11 protein-coding genes are annotated in these 12,639 nt (G+C 71.7%); 2 read left to right on the forward strand and 9 right to left on the reverse strand.

All coding sequences use genetic code 11. The features are described 5' to 3' along the window. Positions 1–100: 100 nt before the first annotated feature. The 4 genes from I5731_RS07260 to I5731_RS07275 all read right to left on the reverse strand — a co-directional run bounded on the left by I5731_RS07260 (position 101) and on the right by I5731_RS07275 (position 3,907). Entirely contained in the window at positions 101–1,393 is a 1,293-nt protein-coding gene (locus I5731_RS07260; RefSeq protein WP_197310706.1) for a phage major capsid protein, read from the reverse strand. A gap of 61 nt (positions 1,394–1,454) precedes the next feature. After that, positions 1,455–2,021, reverse strand: coding sequence for an HK97 family phage prohead protease (locus I5731_RS07265; protein WP_197310707.1), 567 nt, complete (start codon positions 2,019–2,021; stop codon positions 1,455–1,457). 441 nt (positions 2,022–2,462) lie between these two features. Next, complete coding sequence (locus I5731_RS07270; protein ID WP_197310708.1) at positions 2,463–2,651, reverse strand: hypothetical protein; 189 nt, start codon at positions 2,649–2,651, stop codon at positions 2,463–2,465. Further along, positions 2,642–3,907 carry a phage portal protein gene (locus I5731_RS07275; RefSeq protein ID WP_197310709.1) on the reverse strand — a complete coding sequence of 422 codons (1,266 nt, stop codon included), beginning with the start codon at positions 3,905–3,907 and terminating at the stop codon, positions 2,642–2,644. Before I5731_RS07275 ends, I5731_RS07270 begins: the two co-directional genes overlap by 10 nt. Positions 3,908–4,073: 166 nt before the next feature. On the opposite strand from I5731_RS07275, the gene I5731_RS07280 reads away from it, so the two are divergent. After that, positions 4,074–4,427 carry a hypothetical protein gene (locus tag I5731_RS07280; RefSeq protein ID WP_197310710.1) on the forward strand — a complete coding sequence of 118 codons (354 nt, stop codon included), beginning with the start codon at positions 4,074–4,076 and terminating at the stop codon, positions 4,425–4,427. 112 nt (positions 4,428–4,539) lie between these two features. Here I5731_RS07280 and I5731_RS19995 read toward each other — a convergent pair whose 3' ends face one another. From I5731_RS19995 to I5731_RS20000, 4 genes are all read right to left on the reverse strand, one after another. After that, positions 4,540–5,196 carry a methyl-accepting chemotaxis protein gene (locus tag I5731_RS19995; RefSeq protein WP_328838354.1) on the reverse strand — a complete coding sequence of 219 codons (657 nt, stop codon included), beginning with the start codon at positions 5,194–5,196 and terminating at the stop codon, positions 4,540–4,542. Between the two features lie 165 nt (positions 5,197–5,361). Further along, on the reverse strand, positions 5,362–6,663 hold the full coding sequence (locus I5731_RS07290; protein WP_407941829.1) for a DNA-packaging protein: 1,302 nt from the start codon (positions 6,661–6,663) through the stop codon (positions 5,362–5,364). Further along, on the reverse strand, positions 6,617–6,982 hold the full coding sequence (locus I5731_RS19750; RefSeq protein ID WP_235981615.1) for a hypothetical protein: 366 nt from the start codon (positions 6,980–6,982) through the stop codon (positions 6,617–6,619). Before I5731_RS19750 ends, I5731_RS07290 begins: the two co-directional genes overlap by 47 nt. Positions 6,983–7,164: 182 nt before the next feature. Further along, positions 7,165–8,901 (reverse strand): methyl-accepting chemotaxis protein, encoded by a 1,737-nt coding sequence (locus I5731_RS20000; RefSeq protein ID WP_197310712.1) that lies wholly within the window; start codon positions 8,899–8,901, stop codon positions 7,165–7,167. A gap of 223 nt (positions 8,902–9,124) precedes the next feature. Between I5731_RS20000 and I5731_RS07300 the strand changes: the two genes are divergently transcribed. After that, a complete protein-coding gene (locus I5731_RS07300) occupies positions 9,125–10,045 on the forward strand; it encodes a pirin family protein (protein ID WP_197310713.1) in 921 nt (306 codons plus the stop codon). Here I5731_RS07300 and I5731_RS07305 read toward each other — a convergent pair. Then, the coding region (locus tag I5731_RS07305; RefSeq protein ID WP_268926564.1) for a P-loop NTPase fold protein at positions 10,023–12,639 on the reverse strand (2,617 nt) is incomplete at its 5' end. The two genes, I5731_RS07300 and I5731_RS07305, sit on opposite strands and share 23 nt — an antisense overlap.

Genomic DNA, 12,639 nt, shown 5'->3' on the forward strand with positions numbered 1-12,639 from the left:
GGACGCCTCCGTCGCGATGTTTGGGAATTTTGTCCTGCTGGCCGTTTTGCCGGCGGAGGCTACCCCCACCGGCGAAACGACCCCGGCCGCGGCCCGCGACTCAGCTCTCGGCGAAGCGGAGCAGCTTGATCGCGTCAAAGTCCTGCACGCCGCCGCCGACGCGCTTGGTCGTGTAGAACAGCACGTAGGGCTTGGCCGAGTAGGGATCGCGCAGCACCCGCACGCCGACCCGGTCGACGACGAGATAGCCGCGCCGGAAGTCGCCGAACGCCACCGCCAGCGCGTTGGCCCCGATATCCGGCATCTCCTCGACCTCGGCGAGCGGGAAGCTCATCAGGCTCGCCCGCCCGCCGGCGATTGCCGGCGGCTGCCAGAGATAGTTGCCGTCGGCGTCCTTGAGCTTGCGGATCGCCGCCTGGGTGCGGCGGTTCATCACGAAGCTGGCGTTCTGGCGATAGCCGGCTTTGAGCGCGTAGACGAGATCGATCAGCCGGTCCGACGGATTGCTCGCCGCAAACGCACCGGCCGCGCCGCTCGCGATGTAGCCGAGCTTGCCCCACTCCCAGTCGGCCTCGGGCTCGACGTCGACGGCGAGGAAGCCGGTCGGCTTGTTGACGCCGTTGCCGGTGACGAAGGCCGTGCCCTCCTGCGCCGCGAACGCCGTCTCGACCTCGTCGGCGAGCCAGGCGTCGATGTCGACCACCGCATCGTCGAGCAGCGTCTGCGTCGCGGCCGGCATCGCGTAGAGCTCCATCGCCGGATAGGCGAGCTCGGCCAGCGTCGGCGACGCCGTCTGCGGCCGCGCCGCCGTCTCGCCGACCCAGCCCGACGCCGGCCCCGACACCGAGAACGGCCGCTTGTAGGTCGCCGTCGACACCGTGCGCACCGAGGCCAGCGCGCGGATCGGCGACAGCACCGCGAGCCGCCGGCCGATCTCGGCCTCGGTCGCCTCGGGCACCAGGTAGCCGCCGTCGGGGCCGGAGCCGACCGACAGCGCCTTCGCCTCCAGTGTCTTCAGCCCCGCCTCGCCGCCGCCGCGGACATAGCCGTGGAAGGCGTCGCGGTGCTCCAGCGCCGCCGCGCTCGGCCGGCCGCTGTCGTCACCGGCGATCGGCGGGCGCTGGCTGCGCGCCGTCAGCCGGTCGAGCTCGGCCTTGCGGGCATCCAGCGTCCGGTCGATCCGGGCGAGCTTTTCCAGCGTCAGCGGGTCGAGCGTGCGCCGCTCGATCGCCGCGAGCCGCTCGTCGTTCGCGTCCTTGAAGGCGTCGAACGCCGTCATGAACTCGGCGAAGGCCCCCGCCACTTCGCCGGCCGCCGGATCGCCGCCGGCGATACCGCGCACCTCGGCCTTGATCTCGCCCCGCACCTCGGGGGCCATGCCACTCATCTGCATGTCGTCGTCCTTTCATCGTCGCCGGCCGCCGGCCGGGCGCGGGTGGAGCCGAGCCGGCCGGTCAGGTCCGGTGCTCGGGCAGTCTCGGATCGAGCCGCCGGGCGGCGGCGCGGATGGCGCGGACGACCGGCGCGGTCCCGGCCGCCGCCGGCGTCACCAGCCGGGCGTCCGGCTGCATCGGGAAGGTCACTAGCGAGATCTCCCAGAGGTCGACCTCGAGCAGCCGCCGCACCGCGCCGCGGCGCTCGCGCACCGCCCGCACCGTGCGAAAGCCGATCGACAGCCCGTCGAGCACGCCGGCCGAAACGAGGCTGAACGCCTCCCGCCCGCGGGCGACGTCGAGCTGCAGCCGGCCGGTGACGCGCAGACCGTGCCGGTCCTCGGCGATCTCGAGCCAGGTGCCGATCGGCTCGCGCGGGTCGTGCTGCCAGAGCAGCCGCACCCCGCCGACCCCGCGCCGGGCGAGGCTCGCCGCGAACGCCCCCGGCGCCACCACGTCGCCGGCGAGGTCCGCGCGCTCGAACAGGCTGGCGTAGCCGGTGATCACCCCGTCCGTGCCGGGCAGGCCGAAGGCGGCCGGCACGGTGCGGATCTCGGGCGCGGCGATCGCCGCGGCGAAGCTTCTCATCGCCGGCTCCCGGCGTCCGGCGGCTGCGGCCTGAGCCGCGCCACCTCCGACGCGAGCACCCGGCGCAGCCCGGCGGAGAAGGCGCCGAAGACGCGCGCGGGCTCGGGCAGCGGGGCGGGATCCGCGCCGCCGTTGCCAGACTGATTCAACGGCCTCAGGCGATGAATCAGGTCGTTGACAGACCCTGCCGGTCGAGTCACTTTCCCCTCCTCTCCGATGTAGAGCTGTAGATTCAACGGCTTGACGCTGCACATGAGGCTGCGCCCGAAAGCCGAGTCGGATGAATCCCTTGCGCAGGGAACTTCGCGTGCCGATTCAGCCGCTTGAAGTTCGGCCGCCGCTTTTTGAGGCCGCATCTCAGCCGCCCGCACCCCCGCGCGAAGGGCGAGGTTGAGCCCGGGCTGGAAAGGCCCGTGCGGTCAGATCGATGACCGAAACGGCTCACGCCCCGTCGTCGTTGAACCACTGATTCAGCCGCGCGTTCTCGGCCACGAAATCGTTGAACCGGCGGTTGGAGGCCGCGAGCTCGCGCAAGCTCCAGACCAGCAGCCCGCTCGATCCGCTCGCCCACAGGAACAGCGCGAGATGGGCGAGGTCGCCGCGCTCGGCGAAGACCCGTGTCACATCCATCCCCGCCCCTCCGGCTTCGGCTCGCGGCCGCCCCCGGCGGGCAGCCGGTCGCCGTCCTCGACGGGGGCATAGCCGACCGCGGCGCGCTTCTCGTTGACGGTGAGGAAGTCGGCCGCCATCACCCGCTGCCACAGCTCCTGCCGTTCGCCGCCGAGCGCCGGCACCTGGTCGAGATCGACCCGCAGGCTGATCCCCTGGCCGTAGAGCGGCCCGAGCCAGGCGGCGAGCGCCGCAGCGACGCGCTGACACAGCGGCAGCACGGTCTGGCGCCAGAAGGCCCGGTTGGCTTCAGCATAGTTGGCGTAGGTCGCGTCGCCCGGAATGCCGAGCAGCATCGGCGGCACGCCGAAGGCGAGCGCCACGTCGCGCGCCGCCGCGTTCTTCGCCTGCATGAAATCCATGTCCTGCGGCGAGAGGCTCATCGCCGTCCAGTCGAGCCCGCCCTCCAGCAGCAGTGGCCGCCCGGCATTGCCCGCCCCCTGGAAGCCGTCGGCGAGTTCACGCTTCAGCCGCTCGAACTGCTCGTCGCTGAGCCCGCCCTCGCCGCGGTAGACCAGCGCGCCGGACGGCCGCGCCGCATTGTCGAGCAGCGCCTTGTTCCAGGCCGCCGCCGCGTTGTGGACGTCGAGGCCGACCTGCGCCGCCTCGAGCGGCGCGAAGCCGTAGTGGTCGTCGAGCGGATGGAACAGCTTCAGGTGCAGCAGCGGCGGCGTGCCGTCCCCGTCGCGGAAGCGCACCGTCCGCCCGCCGACGCTGTAGTCGTAGCCGGCCGGCCATCCGTCGCTGCCGGCGACCACCTTGATCCGGTCGGGCCGGAGCGCGTGCAGTTCCGCCGGCCGGCCCTCGACCGCGACGCATTCGACATAGGCGTTGCCGGCGAGCAGCAGGTGCCCGAACAGCGCCTCCATGAAATCGGCACCGGCCTCGCCGGCGTTCGGCCGGGCGAGCAGGTCGCGCAGCGGATGCGTCTCGGGTTCCTCGGCGCCCTCGGTCAGCACCAGCGGCACGCTCGCCGCCGCCTCGGCGACGAGGCGCACCGCCCGGTACACCACCGGATTGCGCGTGAAGCCCTCTCGGATCAGCGGCGCATAGTCACGCGCGGTCCACACCGGCCGTCCGCCCTGAGCGAATGCAATCAGCGCCGCCGTGCGTGACGCCTTGGCTTCTGCCGGCCCCAGAGGCGTCGGCGCCGGCTCGGCGGGCGCGGTGCTGCGCGCCGGGCGCTGCAGGCGCCGGCGGATCGTGTCCCACGGCATGGGCAAATCCTCGCTGACAAGAAGTATGACGAGAGGGAACCGGAGGGCCGCCGGAACGTTAAGCCTGCAGAGCGTGTCTCGGGACGAACGGCTTCCGCCGCCCGGCCCACCCTGGTGAGACCGTCCCACGCCTCATTCGAACAAGAATCTGAAAGGGAGACGACCGATGCCTCCGCAACTCGAACCGACCGAAGCACGGCAGGGCAAGAAGGGACGTCCCGTCCTCTACGTCCTGATCGGCGGCCTCGCGCTCGCTCTGCTCTACTTCGCCTACACGACGATCGTGCAGACCGACGTGGCCGAGCAGGACGCCATCGACAACGCCCCCGCGGCCGAGACGACGCCGGCCCCCGTGACCCCGGCACCGCCGGCGGCCACCACCACCACGCCCGAGCCGGCGACCCCGGCGCCGAACGACGTCCAGCCGACCGTTCAGCCGCCGGAGAACACCGCGCCGGCCGACCAGACGCCGCCGGACGACGGTTCGCCCGCCCTGCCGCCGCCCGCGACGGCGCCATAAGGCCTCCGTCGCGCCGCAGCTGCGGCCTTGAAACAGCAACGCCCGGTCGGATCCCTCCGGCCGGGCGTTCGTGTGTCGGGATGGCGGTCAGTCGTCCCGCCGCCACGGGGCGCTAGATGCGGACGACTGCGTTCAAGCTCTTCAGCTCGACTTCGATCGCCCGCGTCACGGTCTCGCCCGTATCGGCCAGTGCCACCATTTCCTGGGCGACGACGCCGAAGCCGGCGCCATGCTCATTCGCCCGCGCCGCCTCGATGCGGGCGTTCAGCGCCAGCAGGCGCAACGTCTTCAGCGTCCGGACGATCTCGCGCACCGAGGCGTTGATCAGTTCGACCGCCGCCTGCCCGGTTTCGAGCCGTCCGGCGAGTTCGGTCATCCGCCCCGCCTCGACGATGAGGCCGTCGAGATAGAGCACACGTCCGGTCGCGGGGTCGGGGGCGCAGCCGCCGCCGGTCTCCAGCACATAGACCCAGTCGCCGCTCGCGTGGCGGATCCGGTAGAACAGCTGCCAGCGCCCGGTGCGCTCCAGCGCGTCGGCCACCGCCGCGTTGACGGCGCCGAGATCATCCGGATGGATCAGGTCGGCGAAGGCCTTGCGCTCGGCCACGAAGCGGTCGGCCGGATAGCCCGTCAGCGCCTCGAAGCCGCTCGACAGCCAGCACATGGCGTAGTCGTCGCTGTTGAGGCCGCGATAGAGAAACCCGTCGATGCGACGGCCGATGCTCAGCGTGAATTCTTCAAGGTCGATCGCAAAGGCCGGCGCCAGCATCGCACGCTCTCCGCCCGTCATGGTTTGCAGCCGCGGCGGCCCACCCGCAGAGGCTGATGCGACGAGGCTAGGCCGTCAGGGTTAATGCTTAGTTGATCTCCGTGCACAAGTTTTAGTCAAATTCTGTTCGATTTCAGAGGCTTGCATGCTGTCCAACGAGCCGGCTCACGTCCGCCGCACCCGCGGCTGTCGCTCCGGACCCAGCATCAGCGTCCCGAGCGCCCAGACCAGCGCGTCGAGCCGGTCCGGCGACCGGCCGCCCGACAGCCCGTCGATGCCGAAGTCGGCCATCTCGTCTTCCAGCTCGCGGAACAGCCCGGCGTGTCGCACCCGGCCCTGGGCATAGAGCGCGGCGACCGGCTCGGCGCGCAGCCATTTGCCCCGGCTCGCCCGCACCGCCCGCACCGGCACCGCGCCATCCACCTCGCGCAGCACCGCCGCGACCATGTCGCCGCCCTGGTTGACCTCGGCGACGACGAGGTCCGCCTCCTCGGCGTGAAACAGCTCCACCACCCGCCGCGCCCAGACCTCCGGCCGCGCCGCCCGCAGCGAGGCGTCGGCGAGCACGAAGCCGATGCCCGCCGCGTCGATGCCGGCGGCAATGATGCCGCAGGCGTCGGAGCGCCGATGCGACGAGGCCGGCGGATCGACCGCGACCACGATCCGGCGCAGCTCCGGCCGCCCCTCGATCCGGATCGCATCGAGCTGCGCCCGCGACCACAGCGCGTCGGCGCGCTCCTCGATCAGTTCGCCGTCGAGTTCCTGCCGCCCGAGCCTTGTGCCGGCGTAGCGCCCGACCACGGCCGTGAGAAACGCCGGCGCCAGGAACCGCGCATTCGCCAGCGTCGGCGCCCGCGAGATCACGGTCCCCTCCGCGGCCAGCAGCCGCCGGAGCAGCGGCACCGCGCGCGGCGTCGTCGTCACCGCCTGCCGCGGCCGCCGGCCAAGGCGCAGGCCGAACTGCAGCATGTCCCAGGTCGCCTCGGCGTGGCGCCATTTGGCGAGTTCATCGGCCCAGGCGACGTCGAACTGCGGCCCGCGCAATCCCTCCGGATCCTCCGACGAGAACACCTGCGCCACGGCGCCGTTCGGCCATTCCAGCCGGCGCCGGCTCGGCTGCCAGAGCGGACGCTCCGCCGCGGCGTGCACGGCGAGCAGCCCCGAAACGCCCTCGACCATCACGTCGCGCACATCCGAATAGGTCTCGCCGACGAGGGCGATCCGCCCCGCCGCGGCGATGCCGCCGGCCGGGTCGCCCAAAGCCTGCGCCCGCACCCATTCGGCGCCGGTGCGCGTCTTGCCCGCGCCGCGCCCGCCAAGCACCAGCCAGACGGTCCAGTCGCCCTCCGGCGGCAGCTGGTCGGGCCGGGCAAACGTCGGCCAATCGGTCAGCAGCCATTCGGCCAGCGCCGGGTCGAGCTCATCCAGCGCCGCCGTCAGCCGGCCCGTCCGCGCAGAGCGCTTCAAGGCGGCGCGCAAGTTCGCCGCGCAGGGCCGCGGCGGCGGCACCGTCGCGGCCGACGGGGAGCTCGCGTCCGGCGGACCCGGGGCGGCCGTCTCCGGCATGGTCGGCTGCCGCACGGCCCCTCCCCGCGTCGTTCTCGAGCGTCATCAGCACGTCCAGCGCCCGCGCCAGCGTCGCCAGCGTGCGGGCGTCCTTTTCCTCGACCGTGGTCGCATCCGCGAACCGCTTCTCGAGTTCCTCGACCTGGCGCCCCAGCGTGCGCCGCATCCGGGCAAGCAGCGTCTCCGGTCGCGGCGCCCGCCGTGTCCCTGCCCCGGCCATCGCGCGTCCCGTCTCGCTGCCGAAACGCAAAAAGCCGGCCGACCATAAGTCGCCCGGCTTCCCCATTCCGCTCCGTCCCGGCGGTGACCCCGCCGCCCGCACATCTCGGATCATGACGAGAACATGCCCGAGCAGCGCGACGCTGTCAAGGACAAAATTCCTAGTTCTGAAATTTTTCCTGATCAGAACCGATAGGCCGTCCGGAACCCGCCCCAGTGCCGGCCGCCGACCACGATCGGCGCGTCGACTTCCTTCATCTCCACCTGGCGATCGCCCATGTCGCGGGTGTAGGCCTGGATCAGGAACGGCCGGCTGTTGCGGGCGGCGAGCAGGCCGGTGCGGTCGTCGAAGATGCGCCGGTTGCGGGCGTTGGCATTGTTCCACACCGGCTCCCCCGGCCGCTGCGGTTTCGAAAACGCAGGGTTGTGCACGGGGAGCAGCCCGTTGCGGTCGACCGCGGCGCAGAACACCATCCGCTCGTCCTCGCCGAGCAGCCCGTCCTGCAGCGGCCGCAGCACGCGCTCGAGGAACGGCATCGCCGCGGTGTCGAACTGCTGCGGGTCGGTGCCGGGGATTGCGACATAGTCGGTGTCGAACAGCGCGCGCGCATCGATCGCCCCCTCCGCCAGCGCGGCGGTGAAGATCTCCTCGATCTTCCGCGCGGTCGTCGTCGCCCGGTCGATCAGCGGCTGGTACTCGGCCTGCAGCCGGTCCACCGCGGCGCCGACCAGCCGGTCGGTCTCCGGGCCTTCCGCAAACGCCAGATGCAGCCCGATGGGCGACTGGCCCACCACCCGCGCCTCGATCCGGCCGACGCCCTGCACCTCGGCGATGCAGCGGCCGTCGAGCCGCGCACCCGCCTCGGCGGGACGCACCAACATGCCGCCGCGCGAAAGATCGACACTGACGCCTCTAACCAGGCTGCCGCCGCGCGACAGCGTCACCCGGTTTGCGAGCGGAAAGCGGTCGTGTCGGCGCCGGTCGGCGGCCGGGGTCTGGCGCAGCACCGTGACGAGGCGCTGCGAGGTGCGCAGGCTGGTGTCGCGCAGCGTCTCCGCCGCCCCGCGCACGCCGCCGACCGCCTCCGCCGAGGCGATGCTGTTGCGCTTCATGTCGTCGGCGCGGCTCGCCACGGTTTCGACGAAGGCTCGCACCTCGTCGGCGCTCGCAGCCGCATGGGCGACGCGCTGCTCCTGCGCCGCGACGAGGTCGGCGACCCGCGCAAAGCTCGGCGACAGCTGCGCGATGATCTCGATCACCTCGGCGACGCTGCCGCCGGAGCGCTTGGCCGCCGCCTGCAGCGCCGCGATCGTGCCCGTGATCTCGTCCGTCGCCTCCTGCGTCTCGCGCGACAGCGACTTCACTTCCTTGGCGACGATGGCAAAGCCGCGCCCCGCCTCGCCGGCCCGCTCGGCCTCGATCGTCGCGTTCAGGGCGAGCAGGTTGGTCTGCTTGGCGACCTTGGCGATCAGCCCGACCACGACGCCGATGCGCGCGATGGCGGCTCGGAGTTCCTCGACGCCGTCGCCGGCCCGGCGCGCGCCGTCCTGCGCCGCGACCGACAGCGTCTTCACCTTGCCGATCTCGCCGCCGATCGACTGGCCGGCCTCGACCACGTGGCCATAGGAGGCGCCGAGCGCGTCGACCGCCGCCACCGCCGAACCGATCGTCGTCGCCAGCGTGTCGGCGTCCCCCGCGACCCGGCCGGCCAGCTCCGCGCCGTGCCGGATGAAATCGGCCACATCCGCCGACGCCGCCTCGAGCCGCAGCCGCGAGCGGGCGATGTCCTCTTCGACGAGATCGAGCATGCCCCCCGCCGGCGCCGGAGGCGCCTCGGCCGCGGCGGTTGCAACCGGAGCGGCCGAGGCCACGACCGGATCCGGCATGGCTTCACGGCGAAACGAGAAGATCTTCGACACGGCGGACGTCCCCGGGGGCTTTGGTCCGCACAACTTTATGGCGACATGGCTAACAGAGGGTGAATTCCGGCCGCAACCGCAGCCGGTCCCGGCCCCCCGAAACGCCAACCTCGGATCGTGCCCCGCCGCGGCGCCGATGATTTCCGGATCGACAGGCGGCCGCGGCCCGCGGCATCATGGGTTCTCCCGCCTGCCCGCAGGCGACCATTCAGGGAGCATCGCCATGAGCTGGCTCGCTTCGCAGGATCCCGTCGCCGGCGACCCGCGCTCGTGCGACGCGCTGGAGCTCGTCGTCGTGCCGCGCGCCCGCGATCTCGGCGACGGTTTCCTCGTCCGCCGCGCCCTGCCGCACGGCAAGCGCCAGATGGTCGGGCCGTTCATCTTCTTCGACCAGATGGGGCCGATGCAGTTCGTTCCCGGCGCCGGCTTCGACGTCCGCCCGCACCCGCACATCGGTCTCGCCACCGTCACCTATCTCTTCGACGGCAGCGTCATGCACCGCGACAGCGTCGGCAACATTCAGGAGATCCGACCCGGCGCGATGAACCTGATGACCGCCGGCCGCGGCATCGCCCATTCCGAGCGCACGCCCGACGTCGCGCGCGCGAACGGCCAGCGCATGCTCGGCCTGCAGAGCTGGATCGCCCTCCCCGCCGGCCGCGAGGAGATCGACCCGTCGTTCCAGCACTTCGACGCCGCCGTGCTGCCCGTCGTCGAGGAGCCGGGCCTGCGCGCCCGCGTCGTCGGCGGCTCCGCCTTCGGCGTCACCTCGCCGGTCAGCATGGTGTCGGACTGGTTCTACATCGAGGTGGCGCTCGCCGCCGGCCACGTCGCCCCGCTCGATCCCGACCACGAGGAGCGCGCGATCTACGTCCTTGACGGCACGGTCGAGATCGCCGGCGAACGCTTCGAAGGCCCCCGCCTCCTCGTCTTCCGCCCGGGCGACGCCATCGCCGTGCGCGCCGTCGACGACGCCCGCATGATGTTCCTCGGCGGCACCGCCCTCGAAGGCCCCCGCCACATCTGGTGGAACTTCGTCTCCTCCAGCCGCGAGCGCATCGAACAGGCCAAAGAAGACTGGAAACGCGGCCGCTTCGACCCCGTCCCCGACGAAACCGAGTTCATTCCGCTGCCGGAGGGGTAGGCGTGGCGGGGGGCGGAGCCATCGGCGTCCCCGTGCGGACCCAATAATCGTCCCAGTCGGCCGGCGCAATCGCCCCGATCGCCGCCAGCATCCCGGCATCCAGCGCCTCTATGGTGCCGAAATGGCGCAGCGTCGCGAGTTGCGCCACCCCGCGCGCCGCGTCCAGTAGCCCGGCCTCGTCGAGGGCGCCGAGCGCCACCAGCGCGGCGATCTTGCCCTCGTTGCCGCGCACCTCGACGTCCGAGGTCAGGTAACGCATCCGGTTGGCAAAGCGCTTGATTGCCCGCGGCGAGCCGCGCGAGGACAGCACCAGCGGCGCCCAGAGCCCGAACGCCCGGCGATACTCGTCGCTGTCCCGCCGCACGCCGCTCTCGACGCCGGAGATCCAGCCGAACACGTACCGTCGGCACGACGGGCTGAGCAGCAGCAGCGGAACCACCAGCAGCAGCCCCGCCGCCAGCCAGTGCAAGTCCGCCGTCCAGTGCGGCGCCGCCGGCGCGATGTATCCGCGGTCGGGCGAACGCCGCTGCAGGTCGTCGAGAGGATCGCCGGCCGGATTGACGGGCGGGGCAGCAGCGCTGTCGCCAGCCTGCGGCACCGGCGCCGGAACTCCAGCCTGCCCGGTCGGCGGTGGCGGCATAGCATCCGTCTGCTGTTTGGGGGCGGTGTCCCAAGTTCTGCCGATTGGTCCGGCAACTTCCCGGGCCAAAAGCGCGGCTCCAATCGCGAAACATCCGAAGCACAGGAGCAACGGCAGCGCCCTCGCAAACTCGCGCCATCCCGATGGCCTTGCCGACCGTGCCTGCAGACCGCCGTTGTCCAGCCAGTTCCGCAGCGCGGCGCCGTCGAACGCCGGAACCGGGACGCGCAGGGTGACCAGCTTTTCGAGATAGTTGCGGGCGAAGGCGAGCCGTGCCGCAGCCGCCGGCTTCGCCTCCCGACCGCGTCGCCGGGTCGGCCGCACTCGCTCGTCGGCGATCTCCTTGAAACTCAGCCCGATCGCCGCCGTCACGGGACCTTCCGACAGGCCGAGCACCACGAAGCAGTTGCCGTTGCTGGTCAGAAAGTTCACCGCCTCCAGCAGGTCGACGACCCGGTCCGGCCGGCAGCGGTCGAGGTCGTCGATCAGGATGGTCAGGCGCCGGTCGCCCATCGCGCGGGTGACTTCGCCGAACGCCGTCGCAAAGGTCTGGCGGAAACCGAGCCGATCATTGAAAGACCGCGTGCCCAGCCAGCCGTCGCTGCTCGCCAGCAGCGCGCCGGGCTTCACGTTGAACGGCAGCACGAGTTCCCGCAAGGCGAGCCAGAAGGCTCCGAGGCTCGCCGCGAGCTTGACGAGAACGATGCCCTGGTCCGTCCACTTCAGCAGCCCTTCCGGCAACGTTCTCATGTCGACAGTCGGGACCAGCTTCCAGAGCAGGATCACGAAGAAGATGGCGACGGCGAGTTGCAGGGCGTAGCGCAACGGATGCGCCTGCATCCGCTCGACAAGCAGCCGGCGGCGAAAGGCGAGCGGGTGCCAGCGATAGGCCGAAAAACTCATCAGGCTCGGCGCCGCCTCGGTGCGGATCGCCTCCATCAACGCCGCGAACAGGTGCTCCTCATTCTGATGATGCCAGACGTTGAACCAGATCGTGGGAAACCCCGCCCGCTCCAGATCGTCCTGCAACAGGCGCATCACCGACGACTTGCCACTGCCCCACTCCCCGGCGAGCGCGAAGGTGAAGGGGGTCGCGGTATCGCGATTGCGGATGAATCCGGACAGCCGGTGAACGAGCGCCGACATCGCCGGCCCGGCAAGGTCCGGGCGCTCCAGCGGCCCTTCGGCATCGAGAAACGCCGCCGCTGCGGGAACTCGCTGCTCCCGATGCGCCGCCTCGCGGCGAATGTCGTCCGCCGCCCTTCGCCAGGCAGCGGATGCCGCTCCCAGCAAGGCAAGGCTGAACCCGGGCGCGAGCCATGTCCACGGCGGCGGCAGCAGCAACGTCGGCTCTGGCTGAAAAACATGGATCTGGCCGGCCCAGTTTCCGGAAACGATCTGCCCCACATCGTTGATCGCGACCCAGGGGACGCCAGAGACCGAACCGCGAAAGACGAGAAGGCGGCGTCCGTCCGGCGTCCACAGCCGCACCGTGCCGTCCTCGCCGCCCGAGACGATCCGCGTCCCGTCCGGGGAAAAGCCGACGCTGAAGACCATGCCGTCGTGCCCGCGCAGCGGCTCACCCACCGCAGCGCCGTCCCGCGTCCACAGCCGCACCGTGCCGTCACGGCCGCCCGAAACGATCCGCGTGCCGTCCGGGGAAAAGCCGACGCTCCAGACCGTGCCCTCGTGCCCGCGCAGCGGCTCACCCACCGCAGCGCCGTCCGGCGTCCACAGCCGCACCGTGCCGTCATGGCCGCCCGAAACGATCCGCGTGCCGTCCGGGGAAAAGCCGACGCTCCAGACCGTGCCCTCGTGCCCGCGCAGCGGCTCGCCCGCCGCAGCGCCGTCCGGTGTCCAAAGCCGAACCGTGCCGTCGTCACCGCCGGAGACGATCCGCGTGCCGTCCGGGGAAAAGCCGACGCTCCAGACCGTGCCCTCGTGCCCGCGCAGC

The sequence above is a fragment of the Methylobrevis albus genome (assembly GCF_015904235.1).
In the GTDB taxonomy this organism is placed as follows: Bacteria; Pseudomonadota; Alphaproteobacteria; order Rhizobiales; family Pleomorphomonadaceae; genus Methylobrevis_A; species Methylobrevis_A albus.

What these genes read in the sequence shown, in the direction of transcription:
- I5731_RS07260 (WP_197310706.1), bottom strand. Translation starts at nt 1,393, where the DNA reads ATGCAGATGAGTGGCATGGCCCCCGAGGTGCGGGGCGAGATCAAGGCC.
- I5731_RS07265 (WP_197310707.1), bottom strand. Translation starts at nt 2,021, where the DNA reads ATGAGAAGCTTCGCCGCGGCGATCGCCGCGCCCGAGATCCGCACCGTG.
- I5731_RS07270 (WP_197310708.1), bottom strand. Translation starts at nt 2,651, where the DNA reads ATGGATGTGACACGGGTCTTCGCCGAGCGCGGCGACCTCGCCCATCTC.
- I5731_RS07275 (WP_197310709.1), bottom strand. Translation starts at nt 3,907, where the DNA reads ATGCCGTGGGACACGATCCGCCGGCGCCTGCAGCGCCCGGCGCGCAGC.
- I5731_RS07280 (WP_197310710.1), top strand. Translation starts at nt 4,074, where the DNA reads ATGCCTCCGCAACTCGAACCGACCGAAGCACGGCAGGGCAAGAAGGGA.
- I5731_RS19995 (WP_328838354.1), bottom strand. Translation starts at nt 5,196, where the DNA reads ATGCTGGCGCCGGCCTTTGCGATCGACCTTGAAGAATTCACGCTGAGC.
- I5731_RS19750 (WP_235981615.1), bottom strand. Translation starts at nt 6,982, where the DNA reads ATGGCCGGGGCAGGGACACGGCGGGCGCCGCGACCGGAGACGCTGCTT.
- I5731_RS07300 (WP_197310713.1), top strand. Translation starts at nt 9,125, where the DNA reads ATGAGCTGGCTCGCTTCGCAGGATCCCGTCGCCGGCGACCCGCGCTCG.